At 63.2% G+C, this 22,675-nt stretch carries 25 protein-coding genes; 13 read left to right on the top strand and 12 right to left on the bottom strand.

The window, feature by feature from the left end; translation table 11 throughout:
- The first annotated feature begins 90 nt into the window (after positions 1–90).
- Positions 91–1,050, top strand: a complete 960-nt coding sequence (locus ACWGS8_RS28900) for a hypothetical protein (RefSeq protein WP_454584120.1) — start codon at positions 91–93, stop codon at positions 1,048–1,050.
- On the opposite strand, the gene ACWGS8_RS28895 is transcribed toward ACWGS8_RS28900, so the two are convergent.
- The 7 genes from ACWGS8_RS28895 to ACWGS8_RS28865 form a co-directional block, all read right to left on the bottom strand.
- Complete coding sequence (locus ACWGS8_RS28895; protein ID WP_454584119.1) at positions 1,051–1,395, bottom strand: cupin domain-containing protein; 345 nt, start codon at positions 1,393–1,395, stop codon at positions 1,051–1,053.
- Between the two features lie 6 nt (positions 1,396–1,401).
- Positions 1,402–2,682, bottom strand: a complete 1,281-nt coding sequence (locus ACWGS8_RS28890; protein ID WP_454584118.1) for an O-acetylhomoserine aminocarboxypropyltransferase — start codon at positions 2,680–2,682, stop codon at positions 1,402–1,404.
- Positions 2,683–2,842: 160 nt separating this feature from the next.
- Positions 2,843–3,364: a CoA-binding protein gene (locus ACWGS8_RS28885; RefSeq protein WP_454584117.1), complete on the bottom strand. Its 522-nt coding sequence runs from the start codon at positions 3,362–3,364 to the stop codon at positions 2,843–2,845.
- On the bottom strand, positions 3,351–4,109 hold the full coding sequence (locus tag ACWGS8_RS28880) for a GNAT family N-acetyltransferase (protein WP_454584116.1): 759 nt from the start codon (positions 4,107–4,109) through the stop codon (positions 3,351–3,353). Before ACWGS8_RS28880 ends, ACWGS8_RS28885 begins: the two co-directional genes overlap by 14 nt.
- An 8-nt stretch (positions 4,110–4,117) precedes the next feature.
- A complete protein-coding gene (locus ACWGS8_RS28875) occupies positions 4,118–4,894 on the bottom strand; it encodes an AAA family ATPase (RefSeq protein WP_454584115.1) in 777 nt (258 codons plus the stop codon).
- A complete protein-coding gene (locus ACWGS8_RS28870) occupies positions 4,894–5,316 on the bottom strand; it encodes a VOC family protein (protein ID WP_454584114.1) in 423 nt (140 codons plus the stop codon). The genes ACWGS8_RS28875 and ACWGS8_RS28870 overlap by 1 nt, the downstream gene beginning before the upstream one ends.
- A gap of 2 nt (positions 5,317–5,318) precedes the next feature.
- A complete protein-coding gene (locus ACWGS8_RS28865; RefSeq protein ID WP_454584113.1) occupies positions 5,319–6,140 on the bottom strand; it encodes an enoyl-CoA hydratase in 822 nt (273 codons plus the stop codon).
- Positions 6,141–6,294: 154 nt separating this feature from the next.
- Here ACWGS8_RS28865 and ACWGS8_RS28860 point away from each other — a divergent pair, with 154 nt between their 5' ends.
- From ACWGS8_RS28860 to rpsI, 3 genes are all read left to right on the top strand, one after another.
- Positions 6,295–6,759: a PaaI family thioesterase gene (locus ACWGS8_RS28860; RefSeq protein WP_454584175.1), complete on the top strand. Its 465-nt coding sequence runs from the start codon at positions 6,295–6,297 to the stop codon at positions 6,757–6,759.
- Between the two features lie 214 nt (positions 6,760–6,973).
- Complete coding sequence (rplM, locus tag ACWGS8_RS28855; RefSeq protein WP_010915638.1) at positions 6,974–7,438, top strand: 50S ribosomal protein L13; 465 nt, start codon at positions 6,974–6,976, stop codon at positions 7,436–7,438.
- A gap of 1 nt (position 7,439) precedes the next feature.
- Positions 7,440–7,922, top strand: a complete 483-nt coding sequence (gene rpsI, locus ACWGS8_RS28850; RefSeq protein WP_010915637.1) for a 30S ribosomal protein S9 — start codon at positions 7,440–7,442, stop codon at positions 7,920–7,922.
- A 189-nt stretch (positions 7,923–8,111) separates the two neighbouring features.
- Here rpsI and ACWGS8_RS28845 read toward each other — a convergent pair whose 3' ends face one another.
- Positions 8,112–9,170 carry a glycerophosphodiester phosphodiesterase family protein gene (locus ACWGS8_RS28845; RefSeq protein ID WP_454584112.1) on the bottom strand — a complete coding sequence of 353 codons (1,059 nt, stop codon included), beginning with the start codon at positions 9,168–9,170 and terminating at the stop codon, positions 8,112–8,114.
- A 96-nt stretch (positions 9,171–9,266) separates the two neighbouring features.
- Positions 9,267–10,475, bottom strand: coding sequence for an acyltransferase family protein (locus tag ACWGS8_RS28840; protein WP_454584111.1), 1,209 nt, complete (start codon positions 10,473–10,475; stop codon positions 9,267–9,269).
- Between the two features lie 123 nt (positions 10,476–10,598).
- On the opposite strand from ACWGS8_RS28840, the gene speB reads away from it, so the two are divergent.
- From speB to ACWGS8_RS28825, 3 genes are read left to right on the top strand one after another with little or no spacing between them, the layout of a single operon-like run.
- Positions 10,599–11,606: an agmatinase gene (gene speB / locus ACWGS8_RS28835; RefSeq protein ID WP_454584110.1), complete on the top strand. Its 1,008-nt coding sequence runs from the start codon at positions 10,599–10,601 to the stop codon at positions 11,604–11,606.
- 30 nt (positions 11,607–11,636) lie between these two features.
- A complete protein-coding gene (argC, locus tag ACWGS8_RS28830; RefSeq protein ID WP_454584109.1) occupies positions 11,637–12,563 on the top strand; it encodes an N-acetyl-gamma-glutamyl-phosphate reductase in 927 nt (308 codons plus the stop codon).
- Positions 12,560–13,417, top strand: coding sequence for an aminoglycoside phosphotransferase family protein (locus ACWGS8_RS28825; protein ID WP_454584108.1), 858 nt, complete (start codon positions 12,560–12,562; stop codon positions 13,415–13,417). The genes argC and ACWGS8_RS28825 overlap by 4 nt, the downstream gene beginning before the upstream one ends.
- 11 nt (positions 13,418–13,428) lie before the next feature.
- Here the strand turns inward: ACWGS8_RS28825 and ACWGS8_RS28820 are convergent, their stop codons facing one another.
- Complete coding sequence (locus ACWGS8_RS28820) at positions 13,429–14,520, bottom strand: COX15/CtaA family protein (RefSeq protein ID WP_454584107.1); 1,092 nt, start codon at positions 14,518–14,520, stop codon at positions 13,429–13,431.
- Between the two features lie 152 nt (positions 14,521–14,672).
- Here ACWGS8_RS28820 and ACWGS8_RS28815 point away from each other — a divergent pair, with 152 nt between their 5' ends.
- Positions 14,673–14,888 carry a DUF2842 domain-containing protein gene (locus ACWGS8_RS28815; RefSeq protein ID WP_454584106.1) on the top strand — a complete coding sequence of 72 codons (216 nt, stop codon included), beginning with the start codon at positions 14,673–14,675 and terminating at the stop codon, positions 14,886–14,888.
- Positions 14,889–14,959: 71 nt separating this feature from the next.
- Here ACWGS8_RS28815 and ACWGS8_RS28810 read toward each other — a convergent pair whose 3' ends face one another.
- Positions 14,960–16,018 carry a polysaccharide deacetylase family protein gene (locus ACWGS8_RS28810; RefSeq protein ID WP_454584105.1) on the bottom strand — a complete coding sequence of 353 codons (1,059 nt, stop codon included), beginning with the start codon at positions 16,016–16,018 and terminating at the stop codon, positions 14,960–14,962.
- A 90-nt stretch (positions 16,019–16,108) separates the two neighbouring features.
- Between ACWGS8_RS28810 and ACWGS8_RS28805 the strand changes: the two genes are divergently transcribed.
- Positions 16,109–17,338 (top strand): GNAT family N-acetyltransferase, encoded by a 1,230-nt coding sequence (locus ACWGS8_RS28805; RefSeq protein ID WP_454584104.1) that lies wholly within the window; start codon positions 16,109–16,111, stop codon positions 17,336–17,338.
- A 3-nt stretch (positions 17,339–17,341) separates the two neighbouring features.
- Here ACWGS8_RS28805 and ACWGS8_RS28800 read toward each other — a convergent pair whose 3' ends face one another.
- Positions 17,342–18,052, bottom strand: a complete 711-nt coding sequence (locus tag ACWGS8_RS28800) for a GntR family transcriptional regulator (RefSeq protein WP_454584103.1) — start codon at positions 18,050–18,052, stop codon at positions 17,342–17,344.
- A gap of 263 nt (positions 18,053–18,315) precedes the next feature.
- On the opposite strand from ACWGS8_RS28800, the gene ACWGS8_RS28795 reads away from it, so the two are divergent.
- The 4 genes from ACWGS8_RS28795 (at position 18,316) to ACWGS8_RS28780 (ending at position 22,674) form a co-directional block, all read left to right on the top strand.
- Complete coding sequence (locus ACWGS8_RS28795; RefSeq protein WP_454584102.1) at positions 18,316–19,404, top strand: ABC transporter ATP-binding protein; 1,089 nt, start codon at positions 18,316–18,318, stop codon at positions 19,402–19,404.
- A gap of 34 nt (positions 19,405–19,438) precedes the next feature.
- Complete coding sequence (locus ACWGS8_RS28790; protein WP_454584101.1) at positions 19,439–20,728, top strand: ABC transporter substrate-binding protein; 1,290 nt, start codon at positions 19,439–19,441, stop codon at positions 20,726–20,728.
- 214 nt (positions 20,729–20,942) lie between these two features.
- Positions 20,943–21,854 carry an ABC transporter permease gene (locus ACWGS8_RS28785; protein ID WP_454584100.1) on the top strand — a complete coding sequence of 304 codons (912 nt, stop codon included), beginning with the start codon at positions 20,943–20,945 and terminating at the stop codon, positions 21,852–21,854.
- Between the two features lies 1 nt (position 21,855).
- Complete coding sequence (locus ACWGS8_RS28780; protein WP_454584099.1) at positions 21,856–22,674, top strand: ABC transporter permease; 819 nt, start codon at positions 21,856–21,858, stop codon at positions 22,672–22,674.
- Position 22,675: the final 1 nt, after the last annotated feature.

Here is a 22,675-nt window from a genome sequence, read left to right as displayed (position 1 = left end):
CTGGCGTTCGCGTTGGCGTTGCTATGCGCCTGCCTGGGAACCACGGCACGCACCCAGCAACAGCCGGAGAACATCCCTTGGGAGAACAGCATGGCCATCGCCCAGAAGATGGCGATGGGGCTTCTGGAGCGACAGACCGGATCCAGGGGCCTGCCGCTGGCCTCCTTCGCCATCGAGGTCGATCTCAATCTCGACGGCTTGCCCGAAATCTTCGCCTACCGCTATGCGCCGGGTTGCGACGGCGTCACTTGCGGCAATTTCCTGTTCGTCCTGGAAGGCGACAGCTATCATGAGGTTCTCGGCGACGTTCCCGGCGCAAGGCTGGTGCCGCAGGACAAGATCGCGCTCAGCCCGTTCAAACGGAACGGCTTCTTCGACATCCAGTCCGACACGATGACAATTGGCTGGGACGGAAAGCGCTATGTCGACGCCAAGACTTTTCCGGCATCGTCGCTGGATGGCGCCGCCTTTGTCTCGGCCTGCCAGAAAAACAAGTTGAGCGAACAGCCATCCCAGGGTGAAACGGAGCAAGTGGGCGCCGCTTGCCAATGCCAGTTCAACCGATTTCAGACGGTCGGCCTCACGCAGGCCGACCTTGACGCCTATGCCGCCTCACTTCTGGGCGAAGATTTCGACTACCCCGTAGGCGACAAGGAGGATGCCTGGCTCACCCTGTCGAAAAGCGCCCAGGACGTCGCCACGGGCTGCGATGTCGCGAGCGGCAAAAGCCAATGGCCGCCGGCCTATTTCGATCATGGTGATCAGCCACAGCAGAAGCTGAACTTCAACGGCTTTCTCGATGCCTGCCCGGCACAGGATTTCATCCTGACCAACCACAAGACCGGTTCGCCCGATCTCGCGCTCGCGCTTTGCGGCTGCGTCGCCCGCGAAATCCCGACCTATGGCGTCAGCCAGCAGGGGCTCGACCTCCTGGCGCAATATTATCGCGACGAGATCTCGGACGCTGATATAGAGGCACAGGACGCCGATTTGCTGATGGCGCACGACAAAGCGTCGGAAGCCTGCCTCGGCCAGTTTCCGGCGAAGTAATCACAGCTTGATCACATACTCCTTGCGGGTCGTTTCAAGCACTTCCCAGCTGCCCTTGAAGCCCGGCCTCAGCACGAAGCTGTCGCCGGCCTTGACGGTGCGCGCTTGCCCACCGTCTTCCGCGATCACCGAAACGCCGGACAGGATGTGGCAGAATTCCCATTCGTCATAGACGATGCGCCATTTGCCGGGGGTCGATTCCCAGATGCCGGCATAAAGGCCGCCATCCCGCTCCTCGACATTCCAGGTGCGGAATTTAGGATCGCCCGAGATCAGCCGGTCCGGCGCGGGCGCGCCGGATTCGGGTTCGACGCTGTTGGTGTCGACTGAAAGAAACGCAGCCATTTCCGATCAGACCTTCGCGAGTGCCTGTTCAAGGTCGGCGACGATATCGGTAACGTCCTCGATGCCGATCGAAAGCCGCACGGTGTCCGGGCCGGCGCCGGCCTTGACCTTCTGCTCGTCGGAAAGCTGTCGGTGCGTGGTCGACGCCGGATGGATGACCAGCGACTTGGTGTCGCCGACATTGGCCAGGTGCGAGAACAGTTCCAGCGCCTCGACGAATTTGACGCCGGCCTCGTAGCCGCCCTTGAGGCCGAAGGTGAACACGGCGCCCGCGCCGAGCGGCGAGTATTTCTTCTGCAGCGCATTGTTCTTGTCGCTGGGTAGGCCAGGATAGTTCACCCAGGCGACCTTGGGATGGTTGGACAGCCAGCCGGCGACGGTGACGGCGTTGTCGCAATGGCGCTGCATGCGCAGCGGCAAGGTTTCCAGGCCGGTCAGGATGAGGAAGGCGTTGAAGGGCGATATCGCCGGGCCGAGATCGCGCAGGCCAAGCACGCGCGCGGCGATAGCGAAGGCGAAATTGCCGAAGGTTTCGTGCAGGACGAGGCCGCCATATTCGGGGCGCGGTTCCGACAGCATCGGATACTTGCCCGATTTCGACCAGTCGAAGGTGCCGCCGTCGACGATGACGCCGCCGATCGAATTGCCATGGCCGCCGATAAACTTGGTCAGCGAATGCACGACGATATCGGCGCCGTGCTCGATCGGCCGGATCAGATAGGGCGATGCCAGCGTGTTGTCGACGATCAGCGGCAGGCCATGCTTGCGGGCGATCTCACCGATCTTCTCGATGTCGACGAAGGTGCCGCCCGGATTGGCCAGGCTCTCGATGAAGATCGCCTTGGTCCTGTCGTCGATCTGGCTCTCGAAGGTCGAGATGTCATTGGTATCGGCCCAGCGCACCTCCCAGCCATAATTCTTGAAAGCATGGCCGAACTGGTTGATCGAGCCGCCATAAAGCCTTGTCGCGGCAACGAAATTGTCGCCCGGCTGCATCAGATTGTGGAACACGATGACCTGCGCGGCGTGGCCGGACGCGACCGCGAGAGCAGCCGTTCCGCCTTCAAGTGCGGCGACGCGCTCCTCGAGCACGGCCTGCGTCGGGTTCATGATGCGGGTGTAGATGTTGCCGAAGGCTTTCAGGCCGAACAGCGACGCGGCATGATCGGCATCGTCGAAGACGAAGGAGGTCGTCTGGTAGATCGGCGTGGCGCGCGCGCCGGTGGCCGGATCGGGCTTGGCGCCGGCATGGACGGCGAGCGTGTTGAAACCGGGCGTATGGGTCACTTAAAACCTCCCTCAAGAACTTGTCTGAATTCGCCGCGCATTCTTGGCGAAGCCTGGCGTGGAATGCAAAGAAGAAAATACCCCTCGGCGCGGGACTTTCAGCCAGGCCGCAGGAAAATACGGCATCTGCCGGAATAGTTTTGCGCTTCTCGCTCGCGGCCTATTTCTGGCGCACGCCGAAACTCTGAAACCCCTGGCGCATCAGCGGTTTTTTGGACGACAGCACCCCGGAATTGACACCGGTCCAGCCGATCTCGCCGGAGAGCTTGCCGTATTCGATCTTGGGGCAGCGGTTCATCACCACCTTGATGCCGGCGGCTTCGGCGCGAGCGGCGGCCTCGTCATGGCGCACACCGAGCTGCATCCAGATGACTTTCGGCAAGGGATCGAGCCGCAACACCTCGTCGACAATGCCCGGCACCGCGGTCGCGGCGCGAAAAATGTCGACCATGTCGATCGGTTCCGGAATATCGGCCAGCCTGGCATAGGTCATCCGGCCGAGGATTTCCTTGCCGGCCTGGCCGGGATTGACCGGAAACACCGAAAAGCCCTTGGCCAGCAGGTATTTCAGGACGAAATAGCTCGGCCTGACGTCATTGGCCGAGGCGCCGACCATGGCGATGGTCTTCACCGAATTGAGGATGCCGCCGATGTAGGCGTTGTCGTAGCTATCGTGGTTCATGCGGCTTCCTGCGGTAATGATATCGGTAGAGCTCACGGTTGAACCCAAGCGAGGCATAGAGCGCCCGGCCGGGCACGTTGTCGGACACCACCTGCAGGCACGCCGCCGACGCACCTGCCCGCCGTGCCCAGCCGATCAGGCCGCCAACCGTCCCGCGGCCCAAGCCTTGCTGCCTGAACCTGGCGTCGGTTTCGACCGACTCCACCACAAGCAGCCCATCGCGGATGACGCCATAGGCCAAGGCGGCAATTTCATTGTCGCGCTCGCACGACACGAACGCCCTGTCGCCGGCGAGCAGGCCCGTCATCTGGCGAAAGACGCGGCGGTCGGTGTCGTCATATGCGCCCATGCGAAAGCGGGCCGCGAACCAGTCCTCGCCTGGCATCGGCGAAACCGCGACATGCTCGTCATGAAGCTCGGCCAAATCGCCGATACCGGCATAGAGATGGATCGTCCCGCCTTCCAGCTGGTAGCCGCGGCCGACGAGCGCGGCTTCGAGTTCATTGGCAATGTCGGGCACGCGAAACAGCGCCGTCTGGCCGTGACCGGCATAAAAGGCCTCGGCGGCATCGATCACCGCGTCAGGCGCGCCGCGCTTGCCACGCAAGGGATTGGCGGAATTCGCACGCCGGATCCTGCCGCCGGATCGTCTCAGCAGCCAACCGTCGACGACCGTCTCCGTGGCCGCCGGCCAGGCTTCGCGGCACGCTTCTTCCATCCGCCAATTGAGATCACCGTCAGTCATCCGCACCGTCACGCGTCGTCCTCCCGCAGCGCTTCCTCCATAAATATGTCAGGGTTGCTACAGAAGTCGCGCATCATGCGAAAATGATCGGTGTCGGTGAAATCGGTCGGGTCGAGCCCGAACCGGCTGATGCGGAACAGCCGCGCCCCGGGACAGGCCATCAGCAGCGGCGAATGTGTCGCCATGATCACCTGCGCGGTGCCGGACTTGTCCATGCGCCGCAGCATCTTCAGCAGCTCGATCTGGCGCGACGGCGAAAGCGCGCTTTCCGGCTCGTCGAGAATGTAGATGCCTTGCCTGCGGCAGCGTTCCTCGAAGAAACGGATAAAACCCTCGCCATGCGACCAGGACAGGAAATCCGGCGGCGCCCCACCAGACTCCAGCGCCGCCTGATCGAGATAGCGGGCCACCGAGTAGAAGGATTCGGCGCGAAAGAACCAGCCGGCGGTGACTTTTGGCAGCCAGTGGCCCCGGAGTGTGTCTGCCAATGCGGCGCCGCTCTTGTCGATGGCGCTGGAATGGTCGACCGGACGGTAGCCCTTGCCGCCGCCGGCCTCGTCATAGCCGGCCAAAGCACCAATCGCTTCCAGCAGCGTCGATTTGCCGGTGCCGTTCTCGCCGACGATGATGGTGATCGGCGTGGTAAACTCGAGTACGAATTCGCGGCCGCGAAACAGCGGCAGGTTCCAGGGATATTCCTCCCAGTCGGACACTCGCTCCGGATCGAGCAGGACGCGCTTGAGGTATGGTGCCTTGAGCCCCGTCAGTTGTTTGCGGTAGGCCATCAAGCAGGCAGCGAAATCGTGCCGTCTTCGGCGATCGGAAAGGCCGGATTGTGTGCCACTTCCCAGACATGCCCGTCCGCATCGGCGAAATAGCCGTACCAGCCGCCCCAGAACGCGCGGCCGGCCGGCTTGACGATGCGGCCGCCGGCCTTTTCCGCCATGGCGAGCACCTCGTCGACCTCGGCGTCGGAGCGGGTGTTGTAGGCGAGGTAGACGGCGGACGGCGCCTCGGCGAATGTGACGCCTGAATCCTCCTCGGCACTTGCGCGCGGGAAGAGCCCGAGAATGACGCCGCCCATCTGGAAGAAAGCGACGCCGTCGGTGATCGCGGCGTGCCGTTTCAGACCCATGGCTTCGTAGAAGCGCACCGCACGGTCGAGATCATCCGTTGCAATCGTGACGATGGAGATGCGCGGTTCCACGGCTACTCGTCCGTCCATTCCGGTTTGCGCTTGCCGATGAAGGCGCCGATGCCTTCCTCGGCGTCGCGCGCCAACATGTTCTCGACCATGATGCGGCCTGTATAGGCATAGGCGTCCGCCAACCCCATTTCGGCCTGCGCGTAAAAGGCCTCCTTGCCGGTCTTGACCACCAAAGATGATTTGGAAGCAATGGTTTGCGCGTATTTGGTGACGATCTGATTCAGGTATTCGCGCGGCACGACACGGTTGACCAGGCCGAACTCCTTGGCGGTTGCCGCGTCGATCGTCTCGCCGGTCAGAAGCATCTCCATCGCCTGCTTGCGCGAGACGTTGCGCGACAGCGCCACCATCGGCGTCGAGCAGAACAGGCCGATATTGACGCCCGGCGTGCAGAAGGTCGCCTCATGCGAGGCGATCGCCAGATCGCAGCTGGCGACAAGCTGCAGGCCGGCCGCGGTCGCCAGGCCGTCGACTTCGGCGATGACCGGCACGGGATGGCGCACGATCGCCTGCATCAGCTGGGCGCAAGCGGCAAACGTCTCTTCGAAGAAAGCCTTGCCGCGATCAGCATCGGCGCGGTGCGCCGTCATTTCCTTGAGATCATGGCCGGCGCAGAACACTTTGCCGGCCGCCGAAAGGACAATGACCCGAACCGCCTTGTCGGCCTTGGCGCGGTCGAGTTCCGCCGTCAGTGCCGCCATTACCGCCAGCGAAAGCGCGTTGGCGGGGGGATTTGCGAGCGTGAGCCGCAGCACGGCCTTGTCCAGCCTGGTTGTGACCGGCCCCTCGACAACGGCAGGCTTGATGGCAAGGATTTCGGCCATGGCTAGGGTCTCCGCGATTCCGGTCGGGCTCACCGACTATCTAATATCGGATCGGGTTTCGTCCAACACCCATCGCTTGCGCCAGAAGGCTGAAGGTGTTGCCAGGAATGCCCGGCTGCGCCCATACAGGCTAGGAGTAAAGCGAGAGACCGACATGCCTGCCCAGACCAATCTCAAGCCGGTGCTGACCGCGGCACAAGTCAATGTGCTGATGGAAACCGTCTATCCGCAGCTCAACGAGCAGTTCAAATATTACGAGGCCATCGACGTTTTCCCAGGCGGCTGCACCGTGCGGCTCAATGCCGGCGAACGGCATTTGCGTCCGGGCGGCACCGTCTCCGGTCCCTCGCTGTTCACGCTGGCCGACATTGGCGGCTATGTCTGCGTGCTCTCCCATGCCGGGCCGGATGCGCTGTCCGTGACGGTCAACCTCGACATCAACTTCGTGCGCAAGGCCGAGGCCGGGCCGATCGATGGCCATTGCCGTATCCTGAAGCTGGGAAAGAGCCTGATGGTGTTCGACATCGACATCGTCGCCGGCCCGGATGGACACACGATCGCGCACGCGACCGGCACCTATTCGATCCCGCCGAAGCGCAACAGCGATGTGGTAAAATAATACCTTTTGACTATGCCATTGTTTTTACTGCTGTTTCTTCGCTGAATGGCTTTTTAATCGGCTTGACGCGCAATTCCCTCTCGCCTATAAGCCCTCACGAAGCAGCGGCCCGCAAAGGCCGCCGTTTTGTTATTGGCGGCGGGCTAGCGCTTATCGCCAATCCAAGCAACAAGAAACGCCTTCGCTTTGAAGGTCAAAACCGAGAGCAGAAAACATGACAACCTTTTCGCAGAAGCCTGCGGATGTGGTGAAGAAGTGGATCCTGATCGACGCCGAGGGTCTCGTCGTCGGCCGTCTCGCCACTGTCATCGCCAATCATCTTCGTGGCAAGCACAAGCCGACCTTCACCCCGCATGTCGACGACGGCGACAATGTCATCGTCATCAATGCCGACAAGGTGGTGTTCACCGGCAAGAAGTTCACCGACAAGGTCTATTACTGGCACACCGGCCACCCCGGCGGCATCAAGGAGCGCACCGCGCGCCAGCTGCTCGAGGGTCGCTTCCCGGAGCGTGTCGTCGAGAAGGCCGTTGAGCGCATGGTCCCGCGTGGCCCGCTCGGCCGTCGCCAGATGAAGAACCTGCGCGTCTATGCAGGCGCCGAGCATCCGCATGTCGCCCAGCAGCCAGAAGTCCTCGACGTGGCCAAGCTGAATTCCAAGAACAAGAAGGTCGCATAAGATGGCTGAGCTTTCCTCGCTCGCAGAACTGGGCGCCGCCACCGGCAACACGAATACGCAGGCCGCGGCACCCGTCCACGTCCAGAAGCTCGACAAGTCGGGCCGCGCCTATGCCACCGGCAAGCGCAAGAACGCCATTGCGCGCGTCTGGGTGAAGCCGGGTTCCGGCAAGATCGTCGTCAACGACAAGGAATTCGCGACCTATTTCGCGCGTCCGGTCCTGCAGATGATCCTCAACCAGCCGATCATCGCCTCCAACCGTTCGGGCCAGTACGACATCGTCGCGACCGTCGTCGGCGGCGGCCTCTCGGGCCAGGCCGGTGCGGTGCGTCACGGCATCTCCAAGGCGCTGACCTACTACGAACCGGCGCTGCGCGCCGTGCTCAAGAAGGGCGGCTTCCTGACCCGCGACAGCCGCGTCGTCGAGCGCAAGAAGTACGGCAAGGCGAAGGCCCGCCGCTCCTTCCAGTTTTCCAAGCGCTAAAGAGCGCTTGGGGCCAAGTTCTCGAAGCGCTGGGCGCTCCGCGGTTTGGACAATCGAGAAGGCCGCCTCCGGGCGGCCTTTTTGCATTGCTCATCCCTATCCGGCGAAATGGTCCGCGTCGCGGATGAGCAGGAACGCGCCGAGCGCCGTCAACGCCACTCCGAGCCCGGAAGCGAGGAAAACAAGAAATCAATTGATGCTGGCGGTCGCCGCGGGTTCGATGCGTTCGCCCGTCCCGGCATAGGGCACGCGAAAACCGGTCGCCGCAAGCCAGTCGATGGCCGCCTTTGGCTCGTCGGTCTGGATGATGGTGGCGCCGCGATCGACCCAGAAACCCCAGGCTTCGCGCGGCAGGCTGGCCTGCACTGCCAGTTCATCGCCACGGCCGCCGGCCAGGAAACCACCCGGCTTGTTGACGACGGCATAGGTGTCGGCCCAGATGTGCCAGTTGCCGCGCACCGCGGCCGCGCGCATGCGCGTGCTGAACAGCGGTCCACCGGTCTCAGTCAGCGTCTCGGCGCCGGCTCGCCAGTTGATCAATTCGATCGCGCGCGGCGAGAAGGCGTGGCCGACCGTTTCGGCGAAACCGGCATCATGCACCGCGTCATCGGCGATGATCGGCATGAACTGGACACCGCCGCCGATCGCGGCCATGGCGGCCTTGACCGTGGCAATCCTGGTCTGGTTCCACAGGTTCTCCTTGACGATGACCTGATCGGCCATGCCGAGATCGCGCGCCACCGCGACCATGCGTGGCAGGTCGCCGACGTCGAGCTTGTTGTCGAGATTGATGAGGATCCTGTCCCTGGTCGCCATCAGCATCTCGCGCAGCGTCGAAACCCTCTCGTCGGTGACGGCGCGGGTGCCCTCGATCACCAGCCGGCAGGTCTTCAGTTCGGCCAGCGTGTATTTCACAACCTCGCCCTTGCAGGTCGTGGTGCGGTCGAGCCAGCTGTCATGCATGACGACGAGCTCACCGTCCTTCGAGCGCCTGATGTCGACCTCGACGATCTCGGCGCCCATGGCGATCGAGCCCTCGACGGCGGCGAGCGAATTTTCCGCATAGAGCGTCTTGCCGGCCTGCATGCTGCCGGCGCGATGCGCGGCCACCATGACATGGTCGCGCCACTGGTTAGCATGCTCGAAGCGGTCGAGTATCTGCCTGGCGCGGCTTTCGCCCGCCGAGGCCTGACCGGAGACGGCCGCAAAGGTCGTGCAAAGCAGAAGGCTCAGCCAGGTCGTCCGCATCGAGAATCGCTCCTTGCCGGATCGAAGCCGGGATAGGCGATGCCCGTGACAGGGAGGTGAACGAAGCCGGCTAGCCGTTTCTCAGGAAAGGCGGTGTCAGATGCGTTTCGAGAGCCGGCGGAACCGGGCCAGTGCAGGCATTTCGACCAGACGCCAGGTGACCCATGACACGGCGATGGTGGCGACGAGCATGACGACGATTGCCACCGTTCCGGCCCAGCCGGTGCCGAAGCCGGTCGCCCGCGAACCGCGCAAGACGATGTCGCCAACGAGGCCGAGGCCAAGCTTGCGTTCCACCAGCCCGGCAACGTTGATCAGGCGCGCCTGCACGAAGATGTGGACCATGTAGATCGAGTAGGACAGCGCACCGAGCGTCAACATGAACGGCGCCCGCAGCACGGCGGAAATCCAGCCGCCCTCATGGGCGAACAGAAACAGCGCCAGCGCAAACACCAGGGGTGCGGCGATGCCGAAATCATTGCTGCCCGCCAGTGAGACGAAAGCGACTATGACCGCCACCATGACGATTTCGGCAAGGGTCCAGCTCAGCCGCGGGCCGTTTCTGCCGAGGAGTTGTCGCGCCCCTGCAATGGAATCATGCTGAAACCAGGCCAGCAGGGCGCCGAGCGAGAAGCCGTAGAGGCAGCGGATGAAGCCGAAATCGTAGGACACATCCATATGATGCGTGGAGAAGGCGAGCAGGAACAGCGGCGCGGTGATGGCGGCGGCGACAAGCCATATCCAGGCACGCGCGCCGGCGATGAAGATCACGCCGGCGAACAGGAGGTAGGCGAAGAACTCCGCCGAAATGCTCCAGCTTGGCGCATTCCAGGTCAGATGATCCTCAAAGCCCATCCCTTGCAGCAGGAGCAGATTGGCAAGCAGGCTCTTCAAATCGAAACCGCCTGTGAAGGGGGCAGCCCCAGTGCCATGCAGTTGCGGCAGCATCAGTCGCAGCAGTTCGAAGCTCGCAAAGGCCGCGAGCATCACGAGATGCAGCGGGTAGATGCGGCCGAACCGCACCAGCGCAAAGCGGGAGACGTGTACCGGCTGACTCAGCCGATCAGCATAGCTGCTGGCGATGACGAAGCCGGAAAGGACGAAGAAGAAATCGACGAAAAGATAGGACGAACCGATGAAGGCGCTCTGCGAGATCGCGGAAGCGGTCGGGAAATGAAACAGCGCCACAAGAAGCGCGCAGATGCCGCGCCACGAATCGAGAACCTGGAAGCGCTCGCCTGCTATCGTACCGGCATGGGTCGACACCACGGCATCGGACGGATTAAGAAACGCGGCCTGCGTCATGATGATACAAATCCTGTCTTGCCGTGGCACCCGGGCGGCGCCGTTTCGTCTCCCCAAGCTGTGACTGGCATCTTCCATGCCGGTTCTGTAGTTGTTGCACCCCGATGAAAACGAGGACCAGTAATGGCGACCAAGAACATCGACCATGCCTTCACCGCCCGCTCCAAAACGGGCGGCGCTCTTGAGCCGACCTATTCCGGCGCGCTGTCATTCATGCGGCGCAAATACACCAAGGACGTGAAGGGCGCGGACGCGGTGGTGTGGGGCATTCCCTTCGACGCCGCCGTTACCAACCGGCCCGGAGCCCGTTTCGGGCCGCAGGCTATACGCCGCGCCTCGGCGATCCTCGACAATGACCCGCAATATCCGTTCTCGCGCGATTTGTTCGAACATCTCGCGGTCGTCGATTACGGCGACTGCCTGCTGGATTCCGGCAACCATCAGAAGACGCCGGCCACGATCGAACGCGAAGCGGCCAAGATCCTGAAATCAGGCGCCTTCCTTTTGACGCTGGGCGGCGACCATTTCGTCACCTGGCCGCTGCTCAAGGCGCATGCCGCGATCCACGGACCGCTCGCTTTGGTGCAGTTCGACGCACATCAGGACACCTGGGAGGATGACGGCAAGCGCATCGACCACGGATCCTTCGTCGGCCGCGCGGTCAAGGAAGGCATCATCGATCCCGACCGTTCGATCCAGATCGGCATCCGCACGCACGCGCCCGACACGTTCGGCATCAAGATCCTCTACGGCCACGAAATCGAGGAGATGCGCGCCTCCGACATCGCCTACGCCATCGTCGACCGCACCGGCGGCAAGAAGACGTACCTCACCTTCGACATCGACTGCCTCGACCCAGCCTACGCGCCCGGAACCGGCACGCCGGTGGCCGGCGGGCCGTCCTCTGCGAAGATCCTGTCGACGCTGCGCCAGCTCAACCAGGTCGATATTGTCGGCGCCGATGTCGTGGAGGTTGCGCCGGCCTATGATCACGCCGATATAACGGCGATCGCCGGCTCGATGGTCGCGATGCAGTATCTCGGCCTGCTGGCTGAACGGAAGGCGCGGCAGGAAGAGATGAACAACGGCAATCACAACGGTGCCGCGGTGAATCACGGTAACGGCATATAGTCTCGGAATATCAGGGAATTTGATCAGGTCATGAAACCGAAAATCTTCATCGACGGCGAGCACGGCACCACCGGCCTCCAGATCCGGGCGCTGCTTGCCGAGCGTGGCGACCTCGAGATCATTTCCATCCCGACCGAGCGCCGCAAGGAAACGGCGGCGCGCGCCGAATTCCTCAATGCCGCCGATATCGCGATCCTGTGCCTGCCTGACGATGCGGCGAAGGAAAGCGTCTCGCTGATCGCCAACAACACCACCAAGGTCATCGACGCTTCGACCGCGCATCGCGTCGCCGAAGGCTGGGCCTACGGCTTCGCCGAGATGGACAAGGAGCAAGCCAAGACGATTGCCACGGCCAAGCGCGTCGCCAATCCCGGCTGCTGGCCGCAGGGACCGATCGCAACGCTCAGGCCACTGGTCACATCAGGCCTGCTGCCGGCCAATTTCCCGATCACCGTCAACGGCATTTCCGGCTATTCGGGCGGCGGACGTCCGATGATCGAGGATTATGTCGCCAAGGGCGAGGACGCCTCGGAGTTCCTGCCCTATGGCCTCACCCTGCAGCACAAGCACGTGCCGGAACTGCGGGCCTATGCGAAACTGTCGCATGACCCGATCATGCAGCCGGCGGTCGGCAATTTCGCCCAGGGCATGATCACCGTGGTGCCGCTGCAGCTCGGCAGCCTCGCCCGTGTGCCGACCGGCGCCGAACTTCATGCGGCGATTGCCGACCATTTCGCCGCCATCAAGGGCGGCGTGGTCGAGGTGGCGCCCTATGCGCATCTGGAGCGCATGCCGGAGATCGATCCCGAGATCTACAACGGCACCAACCGCATGAAGGTCTATGTCTTTGCCAACGACAAACGCGCGCAGGCGCTGCTGCTGGCGGTCTATGACAATCTCGGCAAGGGTGCCTCGGGCGCAGCTGTCCAGAACATGGACCTGATGCTCGGCCTTTGATGGTCGCACCAGCCTTCCCGGCGCGCTGGAAAGTCAGCGCGCCCGAACTCATTGCCGAGACCTTTTCGAGCCGCATCTGGAAGGTTGTTCGCGACGACGGCTCGCTGGCCGTCGTCAAGGCGCTCAAGCCTTTCGACGATGTCGCCGACGAATTGCGCGGCGAGCATTTTCTGGCCTGGCGGCGCGGCGAAGGCGCGGTGCGCCTGCTTGGCCGCGACGGCCACAGCATGCTGCTCGAATATGGCGGCGAAACCCTGCTTTCGGAAGTCCTCGACCGACAGGGAGACAACGCCGCAACCGCGATCGCGGCTGAGCTGATGGCGAAACTGTTTTCGCCGTCACAACACCCGCACCCGCCCGAGCTGCAGCCACTCAGGGAGCGATATGCCAGCCTGTTCAGGAAAGCCACAACAGACCGAGATGCGGGTCACGCCAGCATCTATGTCGAGGCCGCCGCCATCGCCGAAGGGCTGCTGTCCGATCCGCATGACATCAGGCCGCTGCATGGTGATCTCCACCACGACAACATCCTGCACGGGCCGCGCGGATGGCTGGTGATCGATCCGAAGGGCGTGCTCGGCGACCCCGGCTTTGATGCCGCCAACATGTTCTACAACCCACTCAACCGCGACGCGCTTTGCCTCGATCCCCAGCGGATCGCGCACATGGCCGAAGTCTTTGCCAAGACGCTTGGGCAGTCACCGGCGGCGATACTGGACCATGCCATCGCCTATGGCTGCCTGTCCGCGGCCTGGCACCACGAGGACGACAACGCGGTTGAGGAGAATCGTGAATTGTCGATCGCCGAGGCGATCCGGGCATACTGGCGCGTTTCTGACCTCGGGGCGAGCTGAGAGGCTCCGCATCAACTCCTGAGCACGATCTCCTGCGGCAAGGGATAGGCGCCCTTGGTGCCGCGCCAGTGCGCGGCTGCGAAACCCAGCACGATCAGCGCAAAGCCCTGATGCGTCAGCGCCATATGCAGCGGCACCTGCATCAACAGCGTGCCGATGCCTATCGAGGCCTGCACCAGCACCAGCACAAACAACAGCGTCGCGCGCCGCGCATGGGTCGAGCCGGGCAGCCGCCGACGCGTGGCGATCATGTGCCAGAGCGCGACAGCGAAGACCGTATAGGCGCCGAGTCGGTGGATAAACTGCACCGTCTTCGGGCTCTCGAAGAAGTTGCGCCATGCCGGCTCGAGGATCAGCAGATCGCCGGGAATGATCTTGCCGTCCATCAGCGGCCAGGTGTTGTAACTCAAGCCGGCATCAAGCCCGGCGACCAGGCCGCCGAGGTAAATCTGGATCAACGCCAGGAGCACGATGAAGCCGGCCAGACGCTGCGTCGAACGATCGGCCGCCGGTTCGGAATGCGGCGCCAGCCCACGCGCGACGACCATGGTGGCGGTGAAGATCAGCGCCGCCAGCGTCAGATGCGTCGTCAGCCTGTACTGGCTCACCGACACACGGTCGACCAGGCCGGAGGCCACCATCCACCAGCCGATGGCGCCCTGCAGGCCGCCGAGGAGAAGAATACCGACGAGTTTCGGCCCAAGGCCGCGCTCGATGCGGCGGCTCACCCAGAAGACCAGCAGCGGCAAGGCGAAAACCAGGCCGACGCTGCGCGCCAGCAGACGGTGCGCCCACTCCCACCAGAAAATCGACTTGAACGCCTCGATGCTCATGCCCTTGTTGAGCTCAGTGTATTGCGGGATCTGCTGGTAGCGCTGGAATTCCTCCTGCCACTCGGCGTCGTTGAGCGGTGGGATGACGCCGTGGACAGGCTGCCATTGCGTGATGGAAAGACCGGACTCGGTCAACCGCGTGGCGCCGCCGACCAGCACCAGGGCAAACAGCACCAGGAGCACGACATAAAGCCAGCCGCGCACAAGCGCGCGGTTGCGCAGGTCGCGGTCGCGGGCGACGTATGGCGCGGCGGCTGATATGGCAGCCATGATCTTGTCCCGTCCGGTTGAGTTGGCGGATTGGTGGACCATCGCATCCGTGCTGGCAAGACCATGCAGCGCGGCACGCCGTCGCGCCCGATGTCGCTGGTTGCGCGTGTCTTGCGTTCGGCCTAAGCGATAGCGATCAACGAGGCCAAGCCATGCCTATTCGCCTGAAAAAGCTGATCGGAATGTTCCTGCTGGTGGCACTGGTCATCATCTATGCGCTGGTCGCATCGATCTTCGCCGTCGCGCGGCTGTCGGAGTCCAGCGCGCTGGTGCAATTCCTGTTCTTCCTGGTTAGCGGCCTGCTCTGGGTGCTGCCGGCGATGGGCATCATCAAATGGCTGATGCTGGAGCCGCGGGTGAAGCGTTGAAACGGGCTACTTCGGCTCGCAGCTCATACGCGGCTGGATCAATGCGCAAGCGGATTGACGGCAAATGCCGGTCAGACGGTGACGACCATCTTGCCGGCATTGGCGAGCGGCGTCGTCACGCCCGACAGCATAGTGCGGATGTGGGCGAGGCTCTGGTAGCGGCCATTGACCGAAATGCGCGGCAAGGCATGCAGGAAGCCGGCATGTTCGGCGCGCAGCACGCCATGGCGGGTCGTCACGGCGGAGACATAGCCGGCGTCAGCGGCAAAGCCGACTTCGCGGCAGCCGACGGCGCTTGGATAGCCATAGGGATAGGCGAAATGCAGCGGCTCCCTGCCAAGCTCTGCTCGCAGCATGTCCTTCACGGCGCCGATCTCGCGCCGTGCATCGGTTTCGGAAAGCCGCTTCAGATTGCTGTGGTTGATCGTATGGGCGCCGATCGTCACCAGCGGATGCGCGGCGACGGTGCGGATCTCATCCCAGTTCATCAGGGTCTGTAAACGCGACGCGTCCGCGTCGACGCCATTTGAACTGGCGAGATCGCGCAGCACCGTGCGCAAATCTTCCTCGCGGACCTCGGTGGCGAGATAGGCGTGCAACCGGGTTATGGCCTGGCTTTTCCTGGCGGGGGTCGCGCAATCGATCACCGTCGGACCATTCGAGGTCGACAAAGTCAGGCGGTCGCACGCATTGACGATATCCTCGGCCACATCCCACCACAGATCGGCGGTGCCGTCGATCAGCCCCGGCGCGACATAGATGGTGATCGGCGCGCCGTGCTTTTCCAGCACCGGCAGCGCCTCGGTCATGTTGTCGCGATAGGCATCGTCAGCGGTGATGGTGGCGAACCGGCCGCTCTTGCCGCCTGTCTTGATGCGCTGCACGGCCTCGTCCATCGAGACGAAGACATAGCCGTCCGCCTTCATGTCGGCGATCACCGCGTCGAGGAAACTGGGCGCGATGTTGAGGTGCCGGTTGACGCTGTCCGGCTTCTCGGGAGTCGCCGTCACGCGGTGCAGCATCAGGATGGCGCCGATGCCGCCGACAAATGGCCTGGCCAGCGGTGCGAGGCCGGTATAGCGGGCGACGTTGAGCGCCAGTTTCCGGATTGCCTCCCCACCGTCGATCATTCATTCACCTTTTGCGCCTAGGCTGATCCAAGCACGGAATACGCCTGAGCGCCCCCCAAATCGGGATCAATACGCCTTAAGGATTGAGGTATGGTTGACGCAATGGCGTCATTTGACGGCAATCGGCTCGCCGCGACCGAGGCTTCGCCACGCGCCCTGCCGAAGGACGCCGCCGGGCCATCGGTCTCCGTCACGGGTGCAGAAGGGCTCGCGGCCTATGCAGGGTTCTGCCGGTCGGCGCTTAGCGCACCAGCGCAGGGCACGACATGGATCCTGAACTGGGCCGCGCAGGTCAAGCCGGATCTGCTCGTGGCCACGCTCACGCTCGGAGGCAAGCCGATCTTCGCGCTGGCGCTGGAGGTTGTCAGCCAAGGCCCGTTGCGGGTCGCCCGTCTCATGGGTGGCCGCCATGCCAATGGCAATTTCGCCGCCGCCGACCCGCAATGGCTGACCAGGGCGGATAGCGCGGCCGTCGGCTCAGTGTTTGCGGCCATCGCCAAGGCCCGCCCCGACATCGATCTCGTCGCGCTGGAACGATTGCTGCCCGATCTCGATGGCATCGCCAATCCGCTCGCATCGCTCGATCATTTCGCCAGCCCCAACCTTTCGCTGGCCGTCGACCTTGCGGGTGGCTTCGATGCGCTGCTGCTGCGCGCCAGCGGCAAGCGCAAACGCAAGAAACATCGGGCGCAGACGCGCAAATTCGAGGCCGTCGGCAGCCATCGGCGTATCGAGGCGCGCAGCCCGGACGAGGTTGAGAGATTGCTCGACGCCTTCTTCGAGATGAAGGAGCTCCGCTTTCGCAAGATGGGCATTGCCAATGTCTTCGGCGGCGACCAGACACGCGCCTTCTTCCGCGCCCTGTTCACGCAAGCCCTGGCCGAGGACACGCCCTCTTTCGTGCTGCATGGCCTGGAAGTCGCCGGCAAGCTGCGCGCCATCACCGGGTCGAGCCGTTCCGGGAAACGCCTGATCTGCGAATTTGGCGCGATCGCCGAGGATGATCTCGCCTACAGCAGTCCCGGCGATTTCCTGTTCTTCGACAACATCCAGGCAGCCTGCGAGACGGGTTTCGCCATCTATGATTTCTCCGTCGGCGACGAGCCGTACAAGCGGCAGTGGTGCGATGTCGAAACCCGGCATTTCGAGGTGCTCGTCCCGCTGACGCTGAAGGGCCGCGCGCTGGCGCAGACGCTTCGCCAGAGCGCGCGGCTGAAGGCCTTCGTCAAGAACAGCCCGGCGATCTGGAGGCTGACCAAGATGTTGCGCCGTAAGGCAGCCGGACAGGCAGCGCCAGCTGCAACGGACGACGAAAACTAGCCCTCAGAAATTGAGAGCCTCGCGAAGCGCCGGGCCCGCTCTGACGCGCAGATCGAGATCGGCTTCGATATGGTCGATGTGGTGCAGCATCAGCTGGCTGGCCCGTTCGCAATCGCTGCTCTCCAGCGCACCGACAATGTCCGTGTGCTCGCTGTGCCCGCAGGCCGATACGCCGGACCGCCCATAAAGGGCGATGACAAGCGAGGAGCGCGCGACCAGTTCCTCCATGAAGCGCTGCAGGATGGCGTTGCCGGCGACGGAAGCAAGCAGCAGATGAAAATCGCCGGACGCCTTGATCTCGGAACGCCGCGCGGTCGGACCGCGCTCGGCGATGAAGCGGCCCTCCTCGTCGAGTTGCGCCCTGAAAGCAGCGATGTCGGCTGATGTGACGCGCCCGCAGGCGGCAATGGCAATGCCGGGCTCGATCAGCCGGCGCGAGGCGAACACCTGGCGCGCTTCCTCGGGCGAGGGGTTGGCGACGAACGCGCCACGGTTGCGCTCCGTACGCACCAGTCCTTCGAAGGACAACATCTGCAGGGCCGCGCGCGCCACGGTGCGCGACACATCGAACAGTGTGCCGACCTCGCCCTCCGACAGCTTGGTGCCCGGCGCCAGACGGCGATCGACGATGGCGTCGCGCAGATTGTCACGGATCGCCTGCGCGCGATCCTGATTGGCGCTGTCGGTGGAATAGATCTGATCGGCAATATTCATGGCGATGATGTTCCCGCACCCTTCTAACGCGACTCGCCGTCCGCGCACGAGGGGCAAAGTGAACACAAAGCCAAAAAAGATTGCATACGATTTTTGTGCAGATCGCGCACAATAGCCCATAATTTGTGCAATGCACAAGGCAGCCCGCCAGATAGGCAACGGCCAGCAGGCCTGATTTGCCAGACACTTCAAATACTTGGCCAGTCACCTCGATATTGGCACGCATGATGCATTGGTTAATGCGACCAAACGGGGAAGCCTGAATGTCCAAAGCCGCCGAGATCGACATCGTGTCCGTTTCGAAAGTCTATGGAACGACGACCGCCGTCGAGGATATCAGCCTGAAGATACCGGCGGGCACCTATTGCTGCCTGCTCGGCCCCTCCGGCTGCGGCAAGACCTCGACGCTGCGCATGATCGCCGGCCACGAAAGCATCTCGTCGGGTGACGTTCGGCTCGGCAACACCGTCGTCACCGACCTGCCGCCGGCCAAGCGCGGCACGGCGATGATGTTCCAGTCCTATGCGCTGTTCCCGCATCTCGATCTCATCGACAATGTCGCCTTCAGCCTGAAGATGAAAGGGGTCGACAAGGAGAAGCGTCGCACCAAGGCGCTCGAAATGCTGAAGCTGATGCAGATGGAGGCCTATGCGACGCGCCGTCCGGCGCAGCTTTCCGGCGGCCAGCAGCAGCGCGTCGCACTCGCCCGCGCCCTGATCACCGATCCCGAGGCACTGCTGCTCGACGAGCCGCTTTCGGCGCTCGATCCGTTCCTGAAGATCCGCATGCGCGCCGAGCTGAAGAAATTGCAGACGTCGCTCGGCATCACCTTCGTCCACGTCACCCACAGCCAGGAGGAAGCGATGGCGCTTGCCGACCTGATCGTGGTGATGAATGACGGCCGCATCGAACAGGCGGCGCCGCCGCGCGACGTGTTCGAGCGGCCGGCCACGGCCTTCGTCGCGCGCTTCATGGGCGACCACAATGTCATCTCCGGCCGGGTCACCGGCAGCCGGGACGGCATGGTCGTTTTCGACGTCAATGGCGGCAGCTCGCTCGCCGCCAGCGGCGCAGCACAGGAAATGGGCGCGCCGATCGACATCGCCATCCGCACCGACCACGTGCGTATCGGCGAGGCACCCGCGGCGGGCCTCGGCTTCACCGGCATCGTCGCCAATATCGAATATCGTGGCGCCACGGTGAAGTTCTCCGTCACTGGTGCCGGCATCGACGATTTCACCGTCATCATCAACGATTCCGACTTCTTCGCCAAACCCGTCGCCATTGGCGACGCCGTACCGCTCGCCTGGGATGCCGAGGATGCGATTGTCCTCGGTCGCCTTCATTCATGAAATCAACCAAGCAAAACAAGACAGGGGAATAGACATGACAGACACAATACAAACCAAGACTGGCATCTCCCGCCGCTCGCTGCTCAAGACGGGTGCGGCCGCCGTCGGCCTCGCTGCCGGATCGGGCGTCATCACCGGCTTCCCGACCATCTGGGCGCAGTCCAACATCACGCTGCGGCAGTTCGGCACCGGCGTGTCGAACCTCAACGCCATCGCCGACAAGTGCAAGGCCGACCTCGGCATCACACTGGAGATGACGGCAACCGATTCCGACGCCGCCGCCCAGCGGGCCGTGACCCAGCCCGACAGCTACGACATCGCCGATATCGAATACTGGATCTGCAAGAAGGTGTTCCCCACCGGCGTGCTGCAGCCGATGGATGTCAGCAAGCTGAAATATTACGACGAGTTGGTGCCGCTGTTCAAAACCGGCAAGCTCACCCCCGACAGCGTGATCGCCCAGGGCACCGCGCCGCACACGGTGGGCTATGTCGAGGCGCAGGACTCCAAAACCTTCGCCAAGGCGCCGACCAACTGGTTCACCATGGTGCCAACCATCTACAATGCCGACACGCTGGGCATCCGCCCCGATCTCGTCGGCCGCGATATAACCACCTGGGCCGACATCATGGACCCGGCCTTCAAGGGCAAGACCGCCATCCTCAACATCCCCTCCATCGGCATCATGGATGCCGCCATGATCATGGAAGCCACGGGCAACATCAAATATGCCGACAAGGGCAACATGACCAAGGACGAGATCGACAAGACGATCGATTTCCTGATCAAGGCCAAGCAGGGCGGCCAGTTCCGCGCCTTCTGGAAGTCCTTCGACGAGAGCGTCAATCTGATGGCATCGGGCGAAGTGGTCATCCAGTCCATGTGGTCGCCGGCGGTGGCCGCCGTGCGCTCCAAGGGCATCCCTTGCCGCTTCCAGCCGCTCAAGGAAGGCTACCGCTCCTGGGGCGGCGGCCTCGGCCTTGCCGCGCACCTCAAGGGCGCCGAGCTCGACGCTGCCTATGAATACATCAACTGGTACACGTCGGGCTGGGTCGGCGGCTACCTCAACCGCCAGGGCTACTACTCTGCCAACATGGTCTCGGCCAAGAAGTTCATGACCGAGGACGAGTGGGGCTATTGGATCGAGGGCAAGCCGGCCAAGGGTGAGATCAAGGCGCCGGACGGCACCGTCATGGAAAAGGCCGGCGCCGTGCGCGATGGCGGCTCCTTCGAGGAGCGCATGGGCAAGGTCGCCTGCTGGAACTCGGTCATGGACGAGGACCGCTACATGGTGAAGCGCTGGAACGAGTTCATCGCGGCGTAAAGGAACAAGCGCCTCTCCTCTTCCCCTTCTCCCCTTGTGGGAGAAGGTGGACCGGCGCGCAGCGCCGAGACGGATGAGGGGTGCGCGACGGAGTGCCGCCATTGGCAAGCTGGAACACCCCTCATCCGACCTCGCTTCGCGAGGCCACCTTCTCCCACAAGGGGAGAAGGAAAGGCCGTCCCGCCGGCACCGCAAACCTGACCCGAGAGCCCAGATGACAGTCGCCCTCGAACGCCCCACCATCGCCGCCAGCCCCACCAGGCGTCGCCGCCGCTTCTCGCTCGGCGCCGTCACGCCCTATCTGCAGTCGGCTCCGCTGGCGCTGATCCTTGGTGCTTTCCTGCTTTTGCCCATCATCATGATCGTCGTCGTGTCCTTCTGGGATTACGACTTCGCCGCCATGTATCCGGATTTTCTCACCACCAACTATTCCGACGTGCTGGGCTCCTGGGTCACCTGGAAGACCTATCTCAACACCATCAAATTCGCTGTTATCGTCTGGGCGCTGACCTTGTTCATCGGCTTCTGGGTCGCCTATTTCCTCGCCTTCCACATTCGCACCACAGCCATGCAGATGGTGCTGTTCCTGGTCTGCACCGTGCCGTTCCTGACCTCCAACATCATCCGCATGATCTCGTGGATCCCGGTGCTCGGCCGCAACGGGCTGATCAACTCCACTCTGGTGCATATGGGTCTGGTGCCCAAACCCATCGAATGGCTGCTCTATTCCGAATTCGCGGTCGTGCTCGCCATGGTGCATCTCTACACGCTGTTCATGGTGACGCCGATCTTCAACACGCTGATGCGTATCGACCGCTCGCTGGTCGAGGCGGCGCGCGACGCCGGCGCCTCCGGCTGGCAGGTGCTTTGGAACGTCATCATTCCTCTGGCCAAGCCCGGCATGGCGATCGGCACCATCTTCGTCGTCACGCTGGTAATGGCCGATTTCTCCACCGTGCAGGTGATGTCGGGCGGCCAGAGCGCTTCCGTGGCGCTGATGATGAAGAACCAGATGTCGCTGCTGCAGTACCCGGCCGCCGCCGCCAACGCCGTGGTCCTGCTGGTGCTGGTGCTCTTGATGGTCGCCGGCATCCTGCGCATCGTCGATATCCGCCGGGAGCTTTGACGTGAGCCACGAAAAACGCACCCTCGAATTCTACGTGCTGGCGGCCTTCTTCGCGCTGTTCGTGCTGTTTCTCTACGGCCCGCTGTCGGCGATCCTGATCCTGTCGTTCCAGGGCGAGACCGGCGGCCTCACCTTCCCGCTCAATGGCGTGTCGCTGCACTGGTTCGCCAATCTGTTCGAACGCCAGTCGGTGGGCGATTTCGGCGGCAGCTTCAAACGCTCGCTGGTGCTAGGCCTGATGGTGATGGTCGTCACCGTCATCGTGTCGCTGCTGGCGGGCCTTGCCTTCCGGCAAAAATTTCGCGGCGCCACGGCATTGTTCTATCTGGCGGTCGCCAGCCTGGTGGTGCCCTCGATCATCATTTCACTGGGCATAGGCGTGGTCTTCCAGCAGGTCGGCCTGCGCCCGGCCTGGTATACGTCGGCCTTCGGCGCGCACCTGACCTGGACCTTGCCGTTCGGCGTGCTCATCATGTTCGCCGTCTTCAACCGCTTCTCGCCGGCTTACGAGGAGGCCGCGCGCGATCTCGGCGCCACCTCCTGGCAGACCTTCGTCCATGTCGTGCTGCCGATGATCGCACCGAGCCTGATCGGCGTCGGCCTATTCGGCTTCACGCTCTCCTATGACGAGTTCGCCCGCACCCTGATGACATCGGGAACCTTCAACACGCTGCCGCTCGAGATCTATGGGATGACCACCAATGTGACGACCCCGGTGCTCTACGCGCTGGGCACGGTGACGACGGTGTTCTCCTTCCTGGTGATCCTGGCGACCCTGGGCGCCATCCTCTATGTCGGCCGCCGCCGGGCGAGAGCGTGAC

It is taken from the genome of Mesorhizobium sp. 43Arga, from assembly GCF_053714255.1.
This window is presented reverse-complemented; position numbering and strand designations above follow the sequence as displayed.

Excerpts from the sequence above, each read along its gene's own strand:
- ACWGS8_RS28900 (WP_454584120.1), top strand. The coding sequence starts at position 91 with ATGGCCATCGCCCAGAAGATGGCGATGGGGCTTCTGGAGCGACAGACC.
- ACWGS8_RS28895 (WP_454584119.1), bottom strand. The coding sequence starts at position 1,395 with ATGGCTGCGTTTCTTTCAGTCGACACCAACAGCGTCGAACCCGAATCC.
- ACWGS8_RS28885 (WP_454584117.1), bottom strand. The coding sequence starts at position 3,364 with ATGAACCACGATAGCTACGACAACGCCTACATCGGCGGCATCCTCAAT.
- ACWGS8_RS28880 (WP_454584116.1), bottom strand. The coding sequence starts at position 4,109 with ATGACTGACGGTGATCTCAATTGGCGGATGGAAGAAGCGTGCCGCGAA.
- ACWGS8_RS28875 (WP_454584115.1), bottom strand. The coding sequence starts at position 4,894 with ATGGCCTACCGCAAACAACTGACGGGGCTCAAGGCACCATACCTCAAG.
- ACWGS8_RS28865 (WP_454584113.1), bottom strand. The coding sequence starts at position 6,140 with ATGGCCGAAATCCTTGCCATCAAGCCTGCCGTTGTCGAGGGGCCGGTC.
- ACWGS8_RS28860 (WP_454584175.1), top strand. The coding sequence starts at position 6,295 with ATGCCTGCCCAGACCAATCTCAAGCCGGTGCTGACCGCGGCACAAGTC.
- rplM (WP_010915638.1), top strand. The coding sequence starts at position 6,974 with ATGACAACCTTTTCGCAGAAGCCTGCGGATGTGGTGAAGAAGTGGATC.
- rpsI (WP_010915637.1), top strand. The coding sequence starts at position 7,440 with ATGGCTGAGCTTTCCTCGCTCGCAGAACTGGGCGCCGCCACCGGCAAC.
- ACWGS8_RS28845 (WP_454584112.1), bottom strand. The coding sequence starts at position 9,170 with ATGCGGACGACCTGGCTGAGCCTTCTGCTTTGCACGACCTTTGCGGCC.
- ACWGS8_RS28840 (WP_454584111.1), bottom strand. The coding sequence starts at position 10,475 with ATGACGCAGGCCGCGTTTCTTAATCCGTCCGATGCCGTGGTGTCGACC.
- speB (WP_454584110.1), top strand. The coding sequence starts at position 10,599 with ATGGCGACCAAGAACATCGACCATGCCTTCACCGCCCGCTCCAAAACG.
- argC (WP_454584109.1), top strand. The coding sequence starts at position 11,637 with ATGAAACCGAAAATCTTCATCGACGGCGAGCACGGCACCACCGGCCTC.
- ACWGS8_RS28820 (WP_454584107.1), bottom strand. The coding sequence starts at position 14,520 with ATGGCTGCCATATCAGCCGCCGCGCCATACGTCGCCCGCGACCGCGAC.
- ACWGS8_RS28815 (WP_454584106.1), top strand. The coding sequence starts at position 14,673 with ATGCCTATTCGCCTGAAAAAGCTGATCGGAATGTTCCTGCTGGTGGCA.
- ACWGS8_RS28810 (WP_454584105.1), bottom strand. The coding sequence starts at position 16,018 with ATGATCGACGGTGGGGAGGCAATCCGGAAACTGGCGCTCAACGTCGCC.
- ACWGS8_RS28805 (WP_454584104.1), top strand. The coding sequence starts at position 16,109 with ATGGTTGACGCAATGGCGTCATTTGACGGCAATCGGCTCGCCGCGACC.
- ACWGS8_RS28800 (WP_454584103.1), bottom strand. The coding sequence starts at position 18,052 with ATGAATATTGCCGATCAGATCTATTCCACCGACAGCGCCAATCAGGAT.
- ACWGS8_RS28795 (WP_454584102.1), top strand. The coding sequence starts at position 18,316 with ATGTCCAAAGCCGCCGAGATCGACATCGTGTCCGTTTCGAAAGTCTAT.
- ACWGS8_RS28790 (WP_454584101.1), top strand. The coding sequence starts at position 19,439 with ATGACAGACACAATACAAACCAAGACTGGCATCTCCCGCCGCTCGCTG.
- ACWGS8_RS28785 (WP_454584100.1), top strand. The coding sequence starts at position 20,943 with ATGACAGTCGCCCTCGAACGCCCCACCATCGCCGCCAGCCCCACCAGG.